This window comes from Rhodococcus sp. P14 (genome assembly GCF_000256505.1).
Taxonomy (GTDB): Bacteria; Actinomycetota; Actinomycetes; order Mycobacteriales; family Mycobacteriaceae; genus Rhodococcus; species Rhodococcus ruber.
The window spans coordinates 1-19,690 of record NZ_AJFC01000278.1; the positions used below are offsets into that span (position 1 = coordinate 1).

Annotated in this window: 14 protein-coding genes and 1 tRNA gene; 6 read left to right on the plus strand and 9 right to left on the minus strand. The window is 70.1% G+C overall.

The window, feature by feature from the left end; genetic code table 11:
- The 6 genes from OEY_RS0119430 to OEY_RS0119455 form a co-directional block, all read right to left on the minus strand.
- The coding region (locus OEY_RS0119430; protein ID WP_010595474.1) for a serine/threonine-protein kinase at window positions 1-943 on the minus strand (943 nt) is incomplete at its 3' end.
- 2 nt (window positions 944-945) lie between these two features.
- Window positions 946-2,430, minus strand: a complete 1,485-nt coding sequence (locus OEY_RS0119435) for a peptidoglycan D,D-transpeptidase FtsI family protein (protein WP_010595475.1) — start codon at window positions 2,428-2,430, stop codon at window positions 946-948.
- Window positions 2,427-3,878, minus strand: a complete 1,452-nt coding sequence (locus OEY_RS0119440; protein ID WP_029540118.1) for an FtsW/RodA/SpoVE family cell cycle protein — start codon at window positions 3,876-3,878, stop codon at window positions 2,427-2,429. The genes OEY_RS0119435 and OEY_RS0119440 overlap by 4 nt, the downstream gene beginning before the upstream one ends.
- Window positions 3,878-5,311, minus strand: a complete 1,434-nt coding sequence (locus OEY_RS0119445) for a PP2C family protein-serine/threonine phosphatase (protein WP_026137849.1) — start codon at window positions 5,309-5,311, stop codon at window positions 3,878-3,880. Before OEY_RS0119445 ends, OEY_RS0119440 begins: the two co-directional genes overlap by 1 nt.
- Window positions 5,308-5,772, minus strand: a complete 465-nt coding sequence (locus OEY_RS0119450; RefSeq protein WP_010595478.1) for an FHA domain-containing protein FhaB/FipA — start codon at window positions 5,770-5,772, stop codon at window positions 5,308-5,310. Before OEY_RS0119450 ends, OEY_RS0119445 begins: the two co-directional genes overlap by 4 nt.
- A 160-nt stretch (window positions 5,773-5,932) precedes the next feature.
- Window positions 5,933-7,264 carry an FhaA domain-containing protein gene (locus OEY_RS0119455; protein WP_010595479.1) on the minus strand — a complete coding sequence of 444 codons (1,332 nt, stop codon included), beginning with the start codon at window positions 7,262-7,264 and terminating at the stop codon, window positions 5,933-5,935.
- Between the two features lie 138 nt (window positions 7,265-7,402).
- Between OEY_RS0119455 and OEY_RS0119460 the strand changes: the two genes are divergently transcribed.
- Window positions 7,403-7,488, plus strand: a tRNA-Leu gene (locus tag OEY_RS0119460).
- A 66-nt stretch (window positions 7,489-7,554) separates the two neighbouring features.
- Here OEY_RS0119460 and OEY_RS0119465 read toward each other — a convergent pair.
- The 3 genes from OEY_RS0119465 to OEY_RS0119475 form a co-directional block, all read right to left on the minus strand.
- Complete coding sequence (locus OEY_RS0119465) at window positions 7,555-7,887, minus strand: hypothetical protein (RefSeq protein WP_010595480.1); 333 nt, start codon at window positions 7,885-7,887, stop codon at window positions 7,555-7,557.
- A gap of 483 nt (window positions 7,888-8,370) precedes the next feature.
- Window positions 8,371-10,017: an acetolactate synthase gene (locus tag OEY_RS0119470; RefSeq protein ID WP_010595481.1), complete on the minus strand. Its 1,647-nt coding sequence runs from the start codon at window positions 10,015-10,017 to the stop codon at window positions 8,371-8,373.
- 138 nt (window positions 10,018-10,155) lie between these two features.
- Window positions 10,156-11,184 (minus strand): FAD-dependent monooxygenase, encoded by a 1,029-nt coding sequence (locus OEY_RS0119475; RefSeq protein WP_010595482.1) that lies wholly within the window; start codon window positions 11,182-11,184, stop codon window positions 10,156-10,158.
- Between the two features lie 55 nt (window positions 11,185-11,239).
- On the opposite strand from OEY_RS0119475, the gene OEY_RS0119480 reads away from it, so the two are divergent.
- From OEY_RS0119480 to OEY_RS28725, 5 genes are all read left to right on the plus strand, one after another.
- The gene (locus tag OEY_RS0119480) at window positions 11,240-11,791 is read left to right on the plus strand and encodes a TetR/AcrR family transcriptional regulator (protein ID WP_010595483.1); all 552 of its coding nucleotides are present in this window, start codon (window positions 11,240-11,242) and stop codon (window positions 11,789-11,791) included.
- Window positions 11,792-12,111: 320 nt separating this feature from the next.
- The gene (gene gltB, locus OEY_RS0119485; RefSeq protein ID WP_010595484.1) at window positions 12,112-16,707 is read left to right on the plus strand and encodes a glutamate synthase large subunit; all 4,596 of its coding nucleotides are present in this window, start codon (window positions 12,112-12,114) and stop codon (window positions 16,705-16,707) included.
- Window positions 16,700-18,151: a glutamate synthase subunit beta gene (locus OEY_RS0119490; protein ID WP_010595485.1), complete on the plus strand. Its 1,452-nt coding sequence runs from the start codon at window positions 16,700-16,702 to the stop codon at window positions 18,149-18,151. The genes gltB and OEY_RS0119490 overlap by 8 nt, the downstream gene beginning before the upstream one ends.
- A gap of 180 nt (window positions 18,152-18,331) precedes the next feature.
- Complete coding sequence (locus OEY_RS0119495; RefSeq protein WP_225223008.1) at window positions 18,332-19,129, plus strand: PE-PGRS family protein; 798 nt, start codon at window positions 18,332-18,334, stop codon at window positions 19,127-19,129.
- Between the two features lie 112 nt (window positions 19,130-19,241).
- The coding region (locus tag OEY_RS28725) for a cutinase family protein (protein ID WP_237713765.1) at window positions 19,242-19,690 on the plus strand (449 nt) is incomplete at its 3' end.

Genomic DNA, 19,690 nt, shown 5'->3' on the forward strand with positions numbered 1-19,690 from the left:
TCGGACCGAGCGCGCGGGTCGCAGCCGGGGACGTCGTGCCCGGCACCCCCGGCGGCAGGATCCGCGTGGCACCGGTGACCGGCGGCACGTTGCCCGGCGGCGGCACCGATCGCCCGGAGCGCACCGCGGCGACGGCGTCGGCGAACTCGCCGCCGCTCGTGTACCGGTGCGCGGGGTCCTTCGTCATGGCGATCTCGATGAGCTCACGCACCCCCGCCGGCAGGTCGGTGGGCAGCGGAGCGGGGGTCTCCTGCACGTGCTTCATCGCGACGGTGACGACGCTGTCGCCGAGGAACGGCCGCCGGCCGGCGAGGGCCTCGTATCCGACGACGCCGAGCGAATACACGTCGCTTGCCGACGTCGCCTCCTGGCCGAGGGCCTGCTCGGGGGCGATGTACTGGGCGGTGCCCATGACCATCCCGGTGCGCGTCACCGGTGACGCGTCGACGGCCTTGGCGATGCCGAAGTCGGTGATCTTGACCTGGCCGGTGGGGGTGATGAGGATGTTCCCGGGCTTGACGTCGCGGTGCACGACTCCGGCGTCGTGCGCCGCCTGCAGCGCCCGGCCGGTCTGTTCGAGCATGTCCAGGGTGTGCGGCAGCGACAGGCGGCCCACCCGGGCGAGCACGGCATTGAGGGGTTCGCCGTGCACCAGTTCCATCACCAGGTACGCAATGGACTGTCCCTCGGCGTCGGTGGTCTCGCCGTAGTCGAACACGCCCGCGATGCCGGGGTGGTTGAGCTGAGCGGTGGTGCGCGCCTCGAACCGGAATCGGGTCAGGAAGTCCGCGTCGCCGGAGAGTTCGGCCTTGAGGACCTTCACCGCCACCCGGCGGTCGAGGCGGGTGTCGAGCCCTTCCCACACCTGTCCCATGCCACCGGTGGCGATGAGCCGTTGCAGCCGGTAACGGTCGGCGATCATGGCGCCGCTGTGCAAAGCCATAATCAGCCTCTCTGCATTCCCGCCGCGATCACGGCACGTCCGATCGGCGCGGCAACCGAGCCTCCCGTGGCGGCGAGAGCGCGATCGCCGCCGTCCTCCACGATGACCGCCACGGCAACAGTGGGCTGCTGGGCAGGCGCAAAGGCGATATACCACGTGTGCGGGGGAGTGTTACGGGGATCGTCGCCGTGCTCGGCGGTGCCGGTCTTCGACGCGATCTGGACCCCCGGAATCTTGCCCTCGCCGCCGGAGAAGTTCTCGGATCCGATCATCAGGTCGGTCAGGGTGGCCGCGACCTGCGGTGACATGGCCTGCCCGGCCGAGACCGGTGAGGTCTCCGCCAGCACCGACAGGTCCGGCGACTGCAGCTGGGACACCAGGTGCGGCTGCATCCGGACGCCGCCGTTGGCGATGGTGGCGGCGATCACGGCGTTCTGCAGCGGGGTGAGTGCGACGTCACGCTGGCCGATGCTGGACTGGCCCAGCGCGGCGCCGTCGGGGATCGGCCCGATCGTGCTCGCCGCGACGGGGACGGGGATCTCCACGGACTCCCCGACACCGAGAGCCTCCGCCTGCTCGGCGAGGGCCTCCTTGCCGGTCTCGATGCCCATCTCGACGAAGGCGGTGTTGCAGGAGCGGGCGAAGGCTTCGCGCAGGGAGGCCGTGGGGCCGCCACCGCACGTCGCGCCGCCGTAGTTCTCCAGGGTGGTCGCGGTGTCGGGCAGCGTGATGTTGGGCGCGGCGGTGAACTGGTCGTCGGGGGTGGTGCCCGCAGCGAGGGCCGCGGCGGTCACCACGACCTTGAAGGTCGAGCCCGGCGGGTAGGTCTGCGAGATGGCGCGATTGAGCATCGGTTTGTCGGGGTCGGCGTTGAGTTCCTCCCACGCCTGCGAGGTGGCGGCGCCGTCGTGGCCGGAGAGCCGGTTGGGGTCGTAGCTCGGGGTGCTCACCATCGCCAGGATGCGACCGGTGCTGGGCTCGATGGCGACGACCGAGCCGGTGTAGCCCTTGGCGGTGAGTTCGTCGTACGCCACCTGCTGCATGACCGGGTCGATGGTGGTGACCACGTTGCCGCCGCGAGGATCCCGTCCGGAGACCAGATCGAAGAAGCGCCGGCCGAACAGCCGGTTGTCGGACCCGTTGAGCACCTCGTCCTCGGTGCGCTCGAGCCCGGTGCTGCCGTACTGCATCGAGTAGAACCCGGTCACCGGTGCGTAGGCGAGCGGACTCATCGGCTGCTCGGGGGCGGCCGGGTACGTGCGCAGGTACTTGTAGCGGCTGTCGGTGGGGACCGACACCGCCAGGACCTGTCCGCTCGCGGAGATCTGGCCGCGCTGACGCGAGTACTCGTCGATGAGCACCCGCGAGTTGCGCGGGTCGGTGCGCAGGTCGTCGGCTTTGATGACCTGGACGTAGGTGGCGTTGGCAAGCAGCGCGACGACCATGAACATCACCGCCATCGCGACTTTGCGGAGCGGTGTGTTCATCCGCGCCCCAGCATTTCCGTCGGCGCGTCCGCGATCGGTGGCGGTGCCTTCTTGCGTGGGGCGGCGGGCTCGCGGGCCGCGTTGGAGATCTTCACCAGCAGCGCCAACAGGAGGTAGTTCGCCAGCAGCGACGAGCCGCCGTAGGACATGAACGGTGTGGTGAGACCGGTGAGCGGGATCAGCTTGGTGACGCCGCCGACGACGACGAACAACTGGATCGCGATGGTGAACGACAGTCCGGCGGCCAGCAGCTTGCCGAAGCTGTCGCGGACGGCGAGCGCGGTGCGCAATCCCCGCGTGATGAGGATCAGGAAGAGGACGAGAATGGCGCTGAGGCCGATGAGCCCGAGTTCCTCACCGATCGTGGCGACGATGAAGTCGGTCTTGGCGAACGGCACCTGCGCGGGACGTCCGCTGCCGAGCCCGGTGCCGGCGACGCCCCCGGTGGCGAGACCGAACAACGACTGCGAGATCTGGTAGCCGGTGTTGTTGTAGTCGGCCAGCGGGTCGAGCCAGGTCTCCACGCGCACCCGCACGTGCCCGAACATCTGGTACGCGAAGTAGAAGCCGACGACGAGCAGGGCGCCCCCGATGAGCAGCCAGCCCACCCGTTCGGTCGCGATGTACAGCATCACCAGCACCGTGCCGAACAGCAGCAGCGACGTGCCGAGGTCCTTCTCGAACACCATGACGCCGATCGAGAGGATCCACGCCGCGAGGATCGGGCCCAGGTCGCGGGCGCGGGGGAAGTCCATGCCGAGCACGTGTTTGCCGGCGGTGGTGAACAGGTCGCGCTTGGCCACCAGCACGGACGCGAAGAAGATGATGAGCAGGATCTTGGCGAACTCGCCGGGCTGGATGCTGAATCCGGGCAGCTTGATCCAGATCTTGGCGCCGTTGACCTCGGAGAAGCGGGACGGCAGCAGGGCCGGGACGGCGAGCGCGACGAGACCGATCAGGCCCAGGGTGTAGCTGAACCGGGCGAGGAGCCGGTAGTCGTGCAGCAGCGCCAGCACCGCGACGAAGCCGGCGATGGCGAGCGCCGTCCACAGCACCTGCTGGTTGGCGTCGGGGGAGGGGATCGGCTGACCGAGGTAGCGCGCGTTCTCCTCGTCGGCGAGGTCGAGTCGGTGGATCAGGACCAGTCCCAGGCCGTTGAGCAGCGCGACGATCGGCAGCAGCAGCGGGTCGGCGTAGGGCGCGAACCGGCGCACCGCCAGGTGCGCGGCGAGGAACAGCACCGCGTACGTCAGCCCGTACTTGGCCAGGTCCATGGTCAGGGTCTGTTCCTGGCTGGCTTCGACCAGCATCAGCGACACCGTGGTGATCGCGATGGCGGCGACGATGAGCAGCAGCTCCGTGTTCCGCCGCGTGGACACGGCGGGAGCCGGGGCGAAGCCTCCGGGGGGACTGGGGAAGGAGGCTCCGGGTGCGTGGGACACCGACATCAGGCGCCCACCCGGCAGTTCTGGCCCGGCACCTGCGGGACCGTCGGCTCGGGCGCCGGGGCCGGGGCGGTTGTCTCGGCGGGGGGTGCGGGTTCCGACGCGGGAGCGGCCGTCGGGGCCGGCGCGGGAGCCGGTGGGGGCGCCGGCGCCGGTGCGGGCTCGGGAGCCGGCTGTTCCTCGACGCACACCGGGAGCAGGTCGTTCTCCGCGAGCCGGTTCATCTGCGTGCGCGCGTCGTCGAGAGACCCCGACGGCAGGCCCGCCCGCACCTGTTCGCGGGCCGCCGGCTGCAGATCGTCGACCAGCATGACGCGGCAGTCCGCCTCCTGCGGGGAGGTCAGGGTCAAGGTTCCGTCGTCCGCGAGACAGCCGACGAGGGACTGTTCCTGCAGGGAGTAGCCGAGGACGCTGCCGGGCACGCCGCGCAGCACCGTGACGCGGCCGTCGTCGTCGCCGACGTAGTAGTAGCTGCGGATCATCGTCCGGCCCACGGCCGCACCCGCGACGAGCAGCCCGAGCACCACGATCGAGACGAGCGGCCACCACATCCGGCTGCGTCTGCGCGCGGGCTCGGGATCCTTCTGCGCGACGACACGCTTGGGCGTGGCGCGCGGCGGACGCATCGCGGCGGCGCGGCCCGCGGCGGTGTTCGGCGGCGGGGTGTCCTCGTCGTCCCCCGACGCGGCGCCGGCGACGATCGGATGGCTCTGGCCGTAGTCGAGATCGATGACGTCGGCGACGACGACGGTGACGTTGTCGGGGCCGCCGCTGCGCAGGGCGAGTTCGATGAGCCGATCGGCGCACTCGTCGTGCGTGCCTTCGCTCATGGTGTCGGCGATGGTCTCGTCGCTGACGACGTCGGACAGGCCGTCGGAGCAGATGAGGTAGCGGTCGCCGGCGCGTGCCTCGCGCACGGTGAGGGTCGGTTCGACCTCGCTGCCGGTGAGGGCACGCATGATGAGCGAGCGCTGTGGGTGGCTGTGCGCCTGCTCGGGCGTGATGCGCCCCTCGTCGACGAGGGACTGCACGAAGGTGTCGTCGCGGGTGATCTGGGTCAGCTGGCCGTCGCGCAGCAGGTAGGCGCGCGAATCGCCGATGTGGGCGAGGCCGAGTTTGCTGCCGGCGAAGAGGATGGCGGTGAGCGTGGTGCCCATGCCGTCGAGTTCGGGTTCCTCCTCGACCTGATCCGCGATGGCGGCGTTGCCCTCGCGCACGGCGGCGGCGAGCTTGCCGAGCAGGTCCCCGCCGGGTTCGTCGTCGTCGAGGTGGGCGAGCGCCGCGATCATCAGCTGCGAGGCGACTTCTCCGGCGGCGTGACCGCCCATGCCGTCGGCGAGGGCGAGCAGGCGGGCCCCCGCGTACACGGAATCTTCGTTGTTGGAACGAACCAGGCCACGGTCGCTCCGGGCGGCGTATCGCAGTACAAGGGTCACGGGCGGAGCTCGATCACGGTCTTCCCGACCCGGACAGGAGTGCCCAGGGGTACGCGGACGGCGGTGGTGACCTTGGCGCGGTCCAGATACGTGCCGTTGGTCGAGCCCAGATCCTCGACGTACCAGTCCGACCCGCGGGGCGACAGGCGGGCGTGCCGGGTGGAGGCGTAGTCGTCGGTGAGGACGAGGGTCGAGTCGTCGGCCCGGCCGATCAGGACCGGTTGGGAACCGAGCGTGATGCGGGTGCCTGCGAGCGCGCCCTGGGTCACCACCAGGTACTTCGCCGACTTGCCCCGGCCCAGCGACGGCAGCACCGACTGGTTGCGCGGCGAGTAGCGCGGGACCGGACGTGCGGCACCGGCGTAGATGTCCGACCGCAGCGTGCGCAGGATCGCCCAGATGAACAACCACAGCAGGAGCAGGAACCCCGCCCGGGTCAGCTGCAGAATCAGCCCCTGCACGGCTCGCCCTCCTTCTGCGTATCGGCCCGGTGCGGTGTCGTCCGGTGCGCTGCGGTCACCCACAATACGGACCCCGGGCGACGAGACGCATCGTCCGGCGCGTTGCCGACGCGTCGGATGGGTCTCGGGCCGGTTCCGATCGGGTCTCGGTCCTCGGCGCTCAGAGAATGCGCACCAGGATCTCCGAGTGACCCGCCCGGATCACGTCGCCGTCGGCGAGCTGCCAGTCCTGCACGGATGCACCGTTGACGGTGGTGCCGTTGGTCGAGCCGAGATCCGAGAGCATGGCCACCTGCCCGTCCCAGCGGATGTCGATGTGGCGGCGGGAGACGCCGGTGTCCGGCAGCCGGAACTGGGCGTCCTGCCCACGTCCGACGATGTTGCTGCCCTCCCGGAGCTGGTAGTAGCGTCCGCTGCCGTCCTCGAGCTGGAGCGTCGCGGTCAGCACCCGGCCGGCCTGCGGGGGCTGGTACGCGCCGGCACCGTAGCCCTGGTCTGCGTACCCCTGCTCGGGGTAGCCCTGCTGGCCGTAACCCGGATCCGCATACCCCTGGTCGGGGTAGCCCTGTCCGGCATAGCCCTGCTGGCCGTACCCCTGATCCGGGTAGCCCTGGTCGTAACCACCGGGCTGGGCGTATCCGCCCTGGTAGCGGTCGTCGCCGTAGGCCTGCTGGGACGGGTACTGCGGGGAGTAGTCGCGCCCGTAGTCCTGGCTGTACGCCTGTCCGGAGTAGCCGCCGTAACCTCGGTCTTCGCCGTAGCCCCGCTCCTCGTGCCCGCCGGGCGCGCCGTAGCCCTGCTGGTCGTATCCGCCGGCGTCGTAGCCGCCCTGCTCACCGCCGTACGGTGCCTGCGCGGAGGGATACGCCCCGCCGTTCCGCTGGCCCTGCTGGTAGCGCTGATCCTGGCCTACGTGCGCGTGACCGTTCCGCGCGTACTGCGGCTCGGCGCTCTCGGCGGGGTCACGGCTTGGGTCGTAGCCTGGGTTCTGCGTCATCGAGCCAACTCCTGGGTCGGGGGTCACGGTTGAACGGTGGTGCGGTGTCCGTGAGGCCGGGGCGCGCCCGACGTCGGGGTCGACCGACCCGTGCGTGCGGAACTGCCCGGTGTGCAGCGCCGCCGACGACTCGAATCCGACCTGGATCTGACCGTAGGTCTGCCACCCCTGCTCGCGGATGAAGTCCTCAAGGTGACGCGCGAACGCCTTCACCGTCAAGTCCCGATCCGCGGCGAGGGCTTCGTGATCGGATTCGCTGATCGTGATCACGTACCGGTTGGGAGCCAGCGTGTGGCCCCGGTCGAGCTGCTGGACGCCGTCCGTGGCCTCGCGTTGGAGCGCGGCCTCCACTTCCTGCGGAACGACGCCGCCACCGAAGACGCGCGCGAACACGTCGCTGACGGCAGCCTGCAGCTTGCGTTCGAATCGCTGCGCGATACCCACGGCGACCCCCTTTCCGGTCTGCGTGTCGCAATGCAGAGCTCGCTTCTGCATGGTATCGACTTTTCGTCCGATCCGGCCCGGTGGAGGGGGCGCCCCCGCCGCCGCGGTCCGGCGCATCGCCCGGAAAGGGCCTCTGCGCAGGCGAATCGTTGTTCGCCGAGGGGGTGTGTTACTGTTTTCCAGTCGCTCGGGCGAGTGGCGGAATGGCAGACGCGCTGGCTTCAGGTGCCAGTGTCCTTCGGGACGTGGGGGTTCAAGTCCCCCTTCGCCCACCACATCGGGCCCCCGATCCTTGCGGATCGGGGGCCCGAGTCGTTCTCCGGTCGCTCGGTGCGTTCGGTTCAGGAGCCGGCCGTCGCGAAGCGCGTCCGCAGGTTCGCAATCATGCAGTGCAGCTCCCGCTGGGTCTCGCGCAACTTCCGGACCTCCGCCTCGTACCGCTGTGCTGCGGCGACGGAGCCGCTGCCGCGTTCGATCCGCGCGCAGGTCTCGGCGGTGGCGAGTGCCGCGGTGACGCTGTCGTTCTCGCGATGGAGGATGCCGAGGAACACCTGTCCCTGGTGGACGTCGGCGACGGTGTGCTCGTCGGCGGTGGCCGCGAGATCCGTGAGGCTCGTCGCGCCGTGGGGCGAGGACGGGGTTGTCGTGCGATGTGCAGTGCGGGTCGTGCTCATGGCGAGCAGTCTGGCATCCCCGGACGGATTACATGCAGGATGCATGGTCTGTTGTGCCCGATTCGGGACGTTTTCCCAGTCTGTTGAGTGTTCAACAAGTCGCCACGTGACGGACGTCTCTGCGCAACCGCTTCGGGCGATGGTTCCCGCTGGGGAACAGGGTCAAACCCGCTGTGACTCACTTCACGGAACTTTTGTTTCCGTACCCTAACAACTGCCTGTTACCCTTTCGATACCGCTGACCGCAGCTGATTTACTCGCTGCGGTCAGTTGTTATTTGTGGGGTTGTCACGTTCCCGTGGGACGGGGATGTCGACTGACCCGCGAGACGCCCCGCAGCCTGCCGTGAGCCGAGCGGGAGGATCTCGCGGCGTCGGCCGAGTGGGTTCGACGACAACCTCCCGCTGGACGCGGAATCCGCCCGCTCACCGCCGTTGTGGACAACCCCGAAGTTGTCCACAGCCCGGCAGGTTTCGCCCGCGCTCAGATTCCGGTGGTCCCCCGCGGGTACGCCGCTGTGACGTCCGTCAGCACGTTCACCAGGTACGGCACCCCGGACGCGAACGCCCGGTCCAGGGCCGGGCCGAGTTCCCGCGGATCCGTCACCAGCTCGCCGCCCGCCCCGAGCGCCGTCGCCACCAGGTCGTACCGCGTGCCCGGCGCCAGGTCGGCGGCCACGTCGTAGCCGTACAGCAGCTGCATCGGACCCTTCTCCAGTCCCCACGCCGAGTTGTTCCCCACCACGATCACCACGGGAAGTTCGTGCCGCACCAGGGTGTCGAGGTCCATCAGGGACAGCCCGGCCGCGCCGTCGCCGAGCAACAGCACCACCTGACTCGCCGGCCGTGCCACGCGCGCCGCGACGGCCGCGCCGAGCCCGGCGCCGAGGCATCCGTACGGCCCGGGATCGAGCCACTGGCCGGGCCGTCTCGGTTCGACGAACTTGCCCGCGAACGACACGAAGTCGCCGCCGTCGCCGATGATCACGGCGTCGTCGGCCAGTCGCGGCAGCAGTTCCCCGTAGATCCGGGCCGGGTGGATCGGGTCGGTGTCGGCGGCCAGGAGGGCGGCGTCGCGCTGGGCCGCGGCCGTCGCCTCCTCGCGCAGGCGTCGCACCCAGGTCTCCGTGTCCGGACGTGAGGGCAGCGCCGAGAGGATGCCGTCGAGGCAGGCCGTGAGATCGCCGGACACCGAGGCGGCGAGTTCGGCGTGTGCCGACACCTGCGCCGGTTCGTCGGCCACGTGCACCACCCGGGCCGCGGGTGCGCCGTCGCGTCCACCGAACCGGCCGTAGCCGAGGCGGAAGTCCAGCGGCGTGCCCACGACGATCGCCAGATCGCAGGTCCCTACCGCGGTGCCGCGAGCCTTGGTGACGAGCAGCGGGTGTCCACCGGGGACCACGCCGCGGCCCATGCCGTTGGTGATCACCGGGATCCCGACCTCGTCGACGAATCGCAGCGCCGCCTCCTCGGCGTGATCGGCCCACACGTCGGTGCCCAGCACGAGCAGCGGCCGCTGCGCCCCGGCGAGCAGGGTGGCGATCTCCGCCTGTGAGTCCGTGTCGGGCTCGAGCCGGACCGCGACCGGCGGCGACGGCAGCGGCAGCGTGGCACGTCCGAACAGTTCGTCCATCGGCACGTCCACGAATGCCGGCCCCCGGTGCGACGCGCGGGCCGCCCTGAACGCCTCGTCGACCAGCGGACCCACACGGTCCAGCGTCTTCGCCGTCTCGGACAGCTTGGTGACGGTGGACAGCAGCGGCGGCTGGTCGAGTTCCTGCAGGCTGCCCGTGCCCCAGCGGGCGTTGGGTGCGCGGCCGCCGAGCACGACCAGCGGTGACCCCGCGAAGTACGCCTGGGTGACGGCACTGACACCGTTCGTCACCCCGGGCCCGGCGGTGAGCACGGCCAGCCCGGGATGCCGGAGGAGCTTGCCCGTGGCCTCCGCGGCGAACACCGCCGTCTGCTCGTGCCGCACGTCGATCAGCCGCATGCGTGCCGCGCCCTTGACCGCGGCGTCGTACAGCGGGAACACGTGCGCGCCGGAGAGGGTGAACATCGTCTCGACACCGTGGGCGCGGGCCACCGCGGCGGCGTGGTCGCCGCCGTGCCCCTCGAGGTCCGGGCTCATGGCGCGAAGGGTACGGGTGCGGGCAGTGCCGTGGGGCGGGTTCGGTGAACTCTGCCCGAGCCGGCCGTCCGCACCGGACCGGGAGGATTCTCCGAAAAGTATTGTGTCACAAAGCGATATCGGAATGTCGGTGGACTGTCACGCCCGTTGCGGCGCGAGCCGCAGCACCGCGTCGCGCAGGGCTGTCCCGCGTTCGGCCGTCGCCACCCGGCTCGCCGCGTACGACGCCCGCACGAGGAGCCGGGTGGTCCGACGCCGCGCCCGGTCGTAGCGGCCGAGCGCTTCGGGCACCTCGAACCGGGCGAGCAGCCCCGCGAGGGTGGCCGCGTCGACGATCGCCTCGCAGGCGCCGCGGCCGAGGTTGGGCGTCATGGCGTGGGCGGCGTCGCCGAGCAGCGCGACGTTGCCGCGCACGTACGACGGCAACGGCGGGGACTGGTAGATCTCGTGGTGGAGCACGGTTGCGGGGTCGAGGCGGTCGAGTACGTCGCGCACGGCCGGATGCCAGTCGCCGAACCGGGCGACGAGGTCGTCGGCGCCGCCGGTGGTGCCGACGGGCGCGCGGACCGCGGCGAACCAGTTGACCAGGCCGCCCTCGCGGGGAGTGATCCCGAAGAGTGCGCCCGCGCCCCATGTTTCGGTCGCGGTGTCCACGGTGCCGTCGACCCAGCCGCGCCAGGCCGCGAGGCCTGCGTGGACGGGCCGGTGGCCCGGGCCGAAGAGGGCGTCGCGGGTCGGGCTGCCCAGACCGTCCGCGCCGATCACGACGTCGTAGGCGCCGAGCTCGGTCAGGGGCGGGGCGGCCCGGCCGAGCCGCAGCACCTCGTCGGGCAGGCCCGCGGCGAGCAGGCCCAGCAGCGCCGGCCGCGAGAGCAGTACGGCGGGCCGCCGGGTGCGCATCCGCGCCAGCGGACGTCCGTCGGGCCGCACGATCGCACCGCGGTCCAGGGCGACGCCGAGTCGCTCGACGGCGCCGGCGAGCCCGGCCGAGGCGAGAGCGTCGAGCGCGGCCGGCCACATCCCGAGCGCTGTTCCGGTCGCCGGCAACGCGGGGGAACGCTCGAAGACGTCGACGTGCCAGCCCCGCCGGACGAGTGCGTTCGCTGCGGTGAGCCCACCGATTCCGCCGCCGAGGACCGCGGCCTTGCCGCTGTTGCTCCTGGTCATGACGACAATCTACTACGTATGTAGTGTCTTGTCACTACTGTTGTAGTGTCGAGGGGTGACCGACAAACGCGCCGCGGTGCTCGACGCCGCGATCGAACTGCTCGGCCGGGAGGGGTTGCGCGGGCTCACCCATCGCGGCGTGGACGCGGCCGCCGGCGTGCCGGCCGGTTCCACGTCGAACTACTTCCGCACGCGCCGGGCTCTGCTCGAGGGCGTCCTCGACCGTCTCGTCGAGCGCGACCGGTCCGACATCGCCGTCCTGGGGGGCGGAAACCTCCCGCGCACCGAGGACGAACTCGTCGACGTGCTCGCGGGGTACGTGATGTTCGCGACAGGTCCCGATGCGCTGCGTACCCGGGCCCGGTTCGCACTGTTCGTCGAGGCCAGCGCCTCCCCGGCGCTGCGACGGTCCGTGCAGCGCCGGCGCGACGAACTGCAGGGCACGGGGCTCACGGTGCTCGCCGCTCTCGGCTCCGCGGATCCGGTCGGCGGGGCACGCATGCTCGCCGACCACCTCGACGGGATGATCCTGCACCGTCTGACCTCGGAGGATGCGGACTCCGACCCGCGCGAGGACCTTCGCCGGCTGGTGCGCGCGCTGCGGTGACGCTGAGCGCCGCGTCGTCGTGCGTCAACCGGGTGTTAACGGGTGGTCACCGGGCTGTTAGGGATGGATAGGATAGCCTTGGTTGCGTCGTCCCCGGGCGGCTGACATATCGTTGTACGCAACACGGTGGACACACGACGTCCAAGCCGACCGGGAGATCCGGCCCGAGCTGCCGAAAAATGGCACCCGCATCGTCGCGGAAGGGCGGATACTGAACGGTGATCGGTGCCGATCCACCACGTGTCGGTACTTGCTCACGCAAGTAGATGGCCATCAGCGCTGCTGGTCGTCGCTGCAATCAAACGCAACGAAGGCTAGGTATGAAGCATCTTCCCGGGCCGCAAGGGCTCTACCACCCGGCGAACGAGCACGACGCCTGCGGTGTCGCATTCGTCGTCGACATGCATGGTCGCCGCAGCCGGGACATCGTGGAGAAGGCGATCACCGCGCTGGTGAACCTCGAGCACCGCGGTGCCGCGGGCTCCGAGTCCAACACCGGTGACGGTGCCGGCATCCTCATCCAGGTTCCGGACCGCTACTTCCGTGAGGTCGTCGACTTCGACCTGCCGCCCGCCGGCTTCTACGCCACCGGTATCGCGTTCCTGCCCCAGGACGAGAAGGCCGCCGACGAGGCCGTCGCCGCCGTCGACGCGATCGTCGCCGAGGAGGGCCTGCAGGTCCTCGGCTGGCGCGAGGTTCCCGTCGACCCCTCCGACCTGGGCACGCTGGCGAAGCAGGCCATGCCGAGCTTCCGTCAGATCTTCCTCACCTCGCCCGACCGCACCCTCGGCGGTCTCGACCTCGAGCGCCGGGCCTATGTGGTCCGCAAGCGCACCGAGCACGAGCTCGGCAGCGAGGGCGCCGGCCAGGACGGCCCCGGCAGCGAGACGGTGTACTTCCCCAGCCTGTCGGCGTCGACCTTCGTCTACAAGGGCATGCTCACCACGCCGCAGCTCGAGGGCTTCTACCGCGATCTGCAGGACGAGCGCGTCGAGTCGGCACTGGGCCTGGTGCACTCGCGCTTCTCCACCAACACCTTCCCGTCGTGGCCGCTCGCGCACCCGTTCCGCCGCGTCGCCCACAACGGCGAGATCAACACCGTCACCGGCAACGCCAACTGGATGCGTGCCCGCGAGGCGCTCATCGATTCCGACGTGTTCGGCGGCCGGGAGAAGCTCGACAAGATCTTCCCGGTCTGCACCGAGGGTGCGTCCGACACCGCCCGCTTCGACGAGGTGCTCGAGCTCCTGCACCTCGGCGGCCGCAGCCTGCCGCACGCCGTGCTCATGATGATCCCCGAGGCGTGGGAGCGGCACGAGTCCATGGACCCGGCCCGCCGCGCGTTCTACGAGTACCACGCTGCCCTGATGGAGCCGTGGGACGGCCCGGCGTCGGTGTGCTTCACCGACGGCACCGTCGTCGGCGCCGTCCTCGACCGCAACGGCCTGCGCCCGTCGCGGGTGTGGGTCACCGAGGACGGCCTCGTCGTCATGGCCTCCGAGGTGGGCGTGCTCGACATCGAGCCGCAGAAGGTCGTGCGCAAGCTGCGCATGCAGCCCGGCCGCATGTTCCTCGTCGACACCTCGCAGGGCCGCATCATCGACGACGAGGAGATCAAGAGCGCCCTCGCCGCCGAGCACCCCTACCAGGAGTGGATCGACCAGGGCATCGCGCGGCTCGAGGATCTGCCCGAGAGCAAGTACACCTACATGTCCCACGAGCGGGTCGTGCTGCGCCAGCAGGTGTTCGGCTACACGAACGAAGAGGTCCACCTCCTCGTCAAGCCGATGGCGGCGACGGGCGGTGAGGCGCTCGGTTCGATGGGCACCGACACTCCCATCGCGGTGCTCTCCTCGCGTCCGCGCATGCTGTTCGACTACTTCTCGCAGTTGTTCGCGCAGGTCACCAACCCGCCACTCGACGCGATCCGGGAAGAGGTCGTCACCAGCCTCGGCGGCATGCTCGGCCCCGAGGGCGACCTGCTGAACCCCACCGCCGAATCGTGCCGGCAGATCCTGATCTCGGCCCCGGTCATCGACAACGACGACCTGCAGAAGCTGATCCACGTCAACGACGACGGGCAGTTCCCCGGCTTCAACAGCGTCATCATCCGCGGTCTGTACCCCGTCGCCGAGGGCGGCGAGGGCCTGCGCCGCGCGCTCGAGAACATCCGCGGCCAGGTCTCCGAGGCCATCGACGGGGGCGCTCGCCTGATCGTGCTCTCGGACCGGGAGTCCGACGAGAACCTCGCGCCGATCCCGTCGCTGCTGCTCACCTCGGCGGTGCACCACCATCTCGTCCGCGAGAAGACCCGCACCAAGGTGGGGCTGCTGGTCGAGGCCGGCGACGCCCGCGAGGTGCACCACATCGCCGCGCTGTGCGGTTTCGGTGCGGCCGTGGTGAACCCGTACATGGCCTTCGAGACCATCGACGAGCTGCTGCAGAACGGCGACCTGCCGGACGGCATCACCCTCGACAAGGCCCTCGCGAACTACATCAAGGCCGCGTCGAAGGGCGTGCTCAAGGTGATGTCCAAGATGGGCATCTCCACCCTCGCCTCCTACACCGGTGCCCAGCTCTTCCAGGTGATCGGCCTCTCGCAGGAGATCGTCGACGAGTACTTCACCGGGATGCAGTCGCAGCTCGGCGGCATCGGCCTCGACGAGATCGCGCAGGACGTCGCCGCCCGGCACTCGCTCGCCTTCATGGACCGTCCCTCCGAGCACGCCCACCGCGAGCTCGAGGTCGGCGGCGAGTACCAGTGGCGCCGCGAGGGCGAGTACCACCTGTTCAACCCGGACACGGTGTTCAAGCTCCAGCACGCCACCCGCACCGGGCAGTACTCGATCTTCAAGGAGTACACCCAGCTCGTCGACGACCAGTCGGAGCGGCTCGCGTCGCTGCGCGGCCTGTTCGAGTTCCGCACGGGAGAGCGCCCGGCGGTGCCGCTCGAGGAGGTCGAGCCGGCCAGCGAGATCGTCAAGCGGTTCTCCACGGGCGCGATGAGCTACGGCTCGATCTCCGCGGAGGCGCACGAGACCCTCGCGATCGCGATGAACCGTCTCGGCGGCCGCTCGAACTCCGGTGAGGGCGGCGAACATCCGGACCGCTTCACCCCGGACGAGAACGGCGACTGGCGGCGCTCGGCGATCAAGCAGGTCGCCTCCGGCCGGTTCGGTGTCACCGCGCACTACCTGACCAACTGCACCGACATCCAGATCAAGATGGCGCAGGGCGCCAAGCCGGGTGAGGGCGGGCAGCTGCCGCCGCACAAGGTGTACCCGTGGGTCGCCGAGGTGCGTGGCTCGACGCCGGGTGTGGGCCTGATCTCGCCCCCGCCGCACCACGACATCTACTCGATCGAGGATCTCGCGCAGCTGATCCACGACCTGAAGAACGCCAACCCGCAGGCCCGCATCCACGTGAAGCTGGTCTCCGAGATCGGTGTCGGCACCGTCGCGGCGGGTGTGTCGAAGGCGCACGCCGATGTGGTGCTGATCTCCGGTCACGACGGCGGCACCGGCGCGTCCCCCCTGACCTCGCTCAAGCACGCGGGTGCGCCGTGGGAGCTCGGTCTCGCCGAGACGCAGCAGACGCTGCTGCTCAACGGTCTGCGCGACCGCATCGTCGTGCAGGTGGACGGGCAGATGAAGACCGGCCGCGACGTCGTCGTCGCCGCCCTGCTCGGCGGTGAGGAGTTCGGCTTCGCCACCGCTCCGCTGGTGGTGTCCGGTTGCATCATGATGCGCGTGTGCCATCTCGACACCTGCCCGGTGGGTGTGGCGACGCAGAATCCGGTGCTGCGCAAGCGCTTCACCGGCAAGCCGGAGTTCGTCGAGAACTTCATGCTCTACATCGCCGAAGAGGTGCGCGAATACCTGGCCGAGCTGGGCTTCCGTTCCCTCGACGAGGCCATCGGGCGCGTCGACATGCTCGACACCACCAAGGCCGTCGACCACTACCGTGCCTCGAAGCTGGACCTGTCGCCGCTGCTCGAGCAGACCCGTTCGCCGATCTTCTGCGAGCAGGACCTGCACTGCACCAAGGAACAGGACCACGCGCTGGACAAGGCACTCGACAACGAGCTCATCACCCAGGCGCGGCCGGCTCTCGAGTCGGGTACGCCGGTGACGATCGAGACCAAGATCGCCAACGTCAACCGCACCGTCGGCACCATGCTCGGCCACGAGCTCACCAAGGTGTACGGCGGGGAAGGCTTGCCGGACAACACGATCGACATCACGTTCACCGGTTCGGCCGGCAACAGCTTCGGCGCGTTCGTGCCCAAGGGCATCACGCTGCGGCTGTTCGGCGACGCCAACGACTTCGTCGGCAAGGGCCTGTCCGGCGGCCGGATCGTCGTCCGCCCGCCGCTCAACGCGGCGCCGGGCTTCGTCGCCGAGGACAACATCGTCGCCGGCAACGTGATCCTGTTCGGCGCCACCAGTGGCGAGGCCCTCATCCGCGGCGTGGCGGGTGAGCGGTTCGCGGTGCGCAACTCGGGTGCCACGGCCGTCGTCGAAGGCGTCGGCGACCACGGCTGCGAGTACATGACCGGCGGCAAGGTCGTCATCCTGGGCAAGACCGGCCGCAACTTCGGCGCCGGCATGTCCGGCGGTGTCGCGTTCGTGTACAACCCGGACCGCGATTTCGAGGCGAACCTGAACACCGAGCTGGTCGATCTCGAGGACCTCGAGGGCGAGGACTTCCTCTGGCTCAAGGGCGCCATCGAGCGCCATCGTGACGAAACGGGCTCCGAGGTTGCAGCCCGCATCCTGGCCGACTGGTCGCAGCAGGTCAGCCACTTCGCGAAGGTCATGCCTCGCGATTACAAGAAGGTACTCATGGCTATCAAGGACGCCGAGATTCGAGGCGCGAACGTGGACGAGGCGATCATGGAGGCGGCTCGTGGGTGATCCAAGCGGCTTCCTCAAGCACGGCTCGCGGGAGACGCCGGTTCGCCGGCCCGTTCCGCTGCGGCTGCTCGACTGGAAGGAGGTGTACGAGCCGTTCCCGCTCGACACCCTCCAGGTCCAGGCCAGCCGCTGCATGGACTGCGGTATCCCGTTCTGCCACAACGGTTGCCCCCTCGGAAACCTGATTCCCGAGTGGAACGACCTGGCCTACAAGGGCAAGTGGAACGACGGCATCGAACGCCTGCACGCCACCAACAACTTCCCGGAGTTCACCGGCCGGCTGTGCCCCGCGCCGTGTGAGGCCTCCTGCGTCCTGGGCATCAACCAGGACCCGGTGACCATCAAGCAGGTCGAGGTCGAACTCATCGAGAAGGCCTTCGACGAGGGCTGGGTCGCACCGGTCATGCCGTCGAAGCTGACGGGCCGCAAGGTCGCGGTCGTGGGCTCCGGCCCGGCGGGTCTGGCTGCGGCGCAGCAGCTCACCCGCGCCGGCCACTCGGTGACCGTGTTCGAGCGCGAGGACCGCATCGGTGGTCTGCTGCGCTACGGCATCCCCGAGTTCAAGATGGAGAAGGCCGTCATCGATCGCCGTCTGGCGCAGATGGAGGCCGAGGGCACCGTCTTCGAGACGGGCGTGAACGTCGGTGTCGACATCACTGCCGATCAGCTGCGGGAGCAGTTCGACGCGGTCGTGCTCGCCGGTGGCGCCACCGAGGCCCGCGACCTGCCGATTCCCGGGCGTGAGCTGGACGGCATCCACCAGGCGATGGAGTTCCTGCCGATCGCCAACCGGGTGCAGCTCGGCGACCTGCCGGAGCCGACCATCACGGCGAAGGGCAAGAAGGTCGTCATCATCGGTGGCGGTGACACCGGCGCCGACTGCCTCGGCACCTCGCACCGTCAGGGCGCGGCCAGCGTGCACCAGTTCGAGATCATGCCGCGCCCCCCGGAGGAGCGCGCCGAATCGACGCCGTGGCCGACCTACCCGCTGATGTACCGGGTGTCCTCCGCGCACGAGGAGGGCGGCGAGCGCGTGTTCTCCGTCAACACCGAGCAGTTCGTCGGCAAGGACGGCAAGGTCGCCGCCCTGAAGGCGCACGAGGTGAAGATGGTGAACGGCCGCTTCGAGAAGGTCGAGGGGACCGACTTCGAGCTCGAAGCCGACCTGGTGCTCCTGGCCATGGGCTTCGTCGGCCCCGAGAAGCCGGGCCTGCTCACCGACCTGGGCGTGGACCTCAACGAGCGCGGCAACGTCGCCCGCTCCAAGGAATGGGCCACCAACGTCGACGGCGTCTTCGTCGCCGGTGACATGGGCCGCGGCCAGTCGCTCATCGTGTGGGCCATCGCGGAGGGTCGTTCCTGCGCCGCGGCGGTCGATCAATACCTCGAGGGTGCGACGGTGCTCCCTTCGCCGATCACCACCACCACGATGCCGCAGCGCTGAGCGCTCGAATGTGGCAGCGCTGAGCGCTCGAATGTGGCAGCGCTGAGCGCTCGAATGTGGCAGCGCTGAGCGCTGGATTGCGACAGCGCTGAGCGCGCGGGGCGCGCCCGCCGGAAATCCGGTGGGCGCGCCCTTCCCGTTTCGTCCGTTCGGGACGGTTCGCGCGTTATGGTCGTGCGCATGGGTCACCGCATCACGATGCGCAGGGGTCACCGCATCACGAGACGATCACTTGCGGCGGGCATCCTCGGCGCCGGGACCGTGGCGGCCCTGAGTGCCGCCCCAGCGGGGGCGCAGGTCCCCGGCGAATGTGTGCGCAACGTCGGCGGTGCCGTGACCGTCGACGGCGTTCCGCAGGCGCCGCCGGTGGCCGGGTACGACGGCCTGCGACTTCTCGGAGTCGATGGGGGAGCGGGTAATTCGTGCATCACCAACCTGGGGCCGGGTGCCGTGTCCGTGTCCGTTCCACCGCACCCGGCCGCCGCTGCGGCGCCGTCCGGCGCGCCGGTGGAGATGCGTGTGGACGGCGGTAACGGCAACGTCGCGGTCACCAATCTCGGCGTCGGTACGGTCACCGTCGACCGCGATCGGGTCCTGGCGGGCCCCCCGCCGTCCGCGCCGAGCCCGGCGGCCTCGCCGCTCGCGCATCTCACCCCGGAACTCACGCTCGACGCCGGTACGGACGGTGTCTACGTGACGAACATCGGCGCCGGCCACGTGACGGTCGCGGACCACGATGCGGCGGCCGGTCCGCTGCCGCCGGAGGTGCTGCCTCCCGGTGTCGTGGTCACGGATCCTTTGACCGGCAACGTCTTCGTCACCAACATCGGCGCCTCGGCGGTGACCGTCGTGGACCGTCCGGGGCAGCTGCAACGAGTCGTCGACCGCGGCACCGTGGGGACGGCCGTCGACTACGGGGCGGGGAACGTGTTCGTCACCAACATCGGCGGGGGAGCGGTGACCGTCCTGCGGGAGTAAAGGGGGTCTCCCGTCTCGTTCATCTCTGTGTCATATTGCATGTGCATCATTTCGTGACGACGTCGAGATCGGCAGGAGACCTCAGGGGGCTGCGGTGGGGCTGAGAAGTGTGTTGACGCTGGTAGCGGTCGCCGCGGCCACCGTAGTGGGGTCGGCGGTGACGGCTCCCGCGGTCCAGGCCGATCCGGCCGGGTGCCCGAAGCTCCAGGTCGTCGCCGTGCCGGGCACGTGGGAAACGTCGAACACGCCTGCACCGCAGCGAGGCAACGGCATGCTCGCGGCGGTCACCTCCAATCTTCCTCCCGGGGCCCGGGTCGACTACGTCCGGTACGCCGCGACGGCGTTCCCGTGGGAGGGCGAGGTCTACGGTGTGTCGCGGCAGCAGGCCGTCGACAATGCCCGCGGCATCGTCGCCGCGACGGCGGCCGCGTGCCCCGAGGCGCGGTTCGCGCTCGTCGGCTACAGCCAGGGCGCCGACGCGGCCGGCGATCTCGCCGCCGAGATCGGCACCGGCTTCGGAGTGGTCCCGCCGCATCGGCTCCCCCCCCCCCCCCCCCCCCC

Excerpts from the sequence above, each read along its gene's own strand:
- OEY_RS0119435 (WP_010595475.1), bottom strand. The coding sequence starts at position 2,430 with ATGAACACACCGCTCCGCAAAGTCGCGATGGCGGTGATGTTCATGGTC.
- OEY_RS0119440 (WP_029540118.1), bottom strand. The coding sequence starts at position 3,878 with ATGTCGGTGTCCCACGCACCCGGAGCCTCCTTCCCCAGTCCCCCCGGA.
- OEY_RS0119455 (WP_010595479.1), bottom strand. The coding sequence starts at position 7,264 with ATGCAGAAGCGAGCTCTGCATTGCGACACGCAGACCGGAAAGGGGGTC.
- OEY_RS0119465 (WP_010595480.1), bottom strand. The coding sequence starts at position 7,887 with ATGAGCACGACCCGCACTGCACATCGCACGACAACCCCGTCCTCGCCC.
- OEY_RS0119470 (WP_010595481.1), bottom strand. The coding sequence starts at position 10,017 with ATGAGCCCGGACCTCGAGGGGCACGGCGGCGACCACGCCGCCGCGGTG.
- OEY_RS0119475 (WP_010595482.1), bottom strand. The coding sequence starts at position 11,184 with ATGACCAGGAGCAACAGCGGCAAGGCCGCGGTCCTCGGCGGCGGAATC.
- gltB (WP_010595484.1), top strand. The coding sequence starts at position 12,112 with ATGAAGCATCTTCCCGGGCCGCAAGGGCTCTACCACCCGGCGAACGAG.
- OEY_RS0119495 (WP_225223008.1), top strand. The coding sequence starts at position 18,332 with ATGGGTCACCGCATCACGATGCGCAGGGGTCACCGCATCACGAGACGA.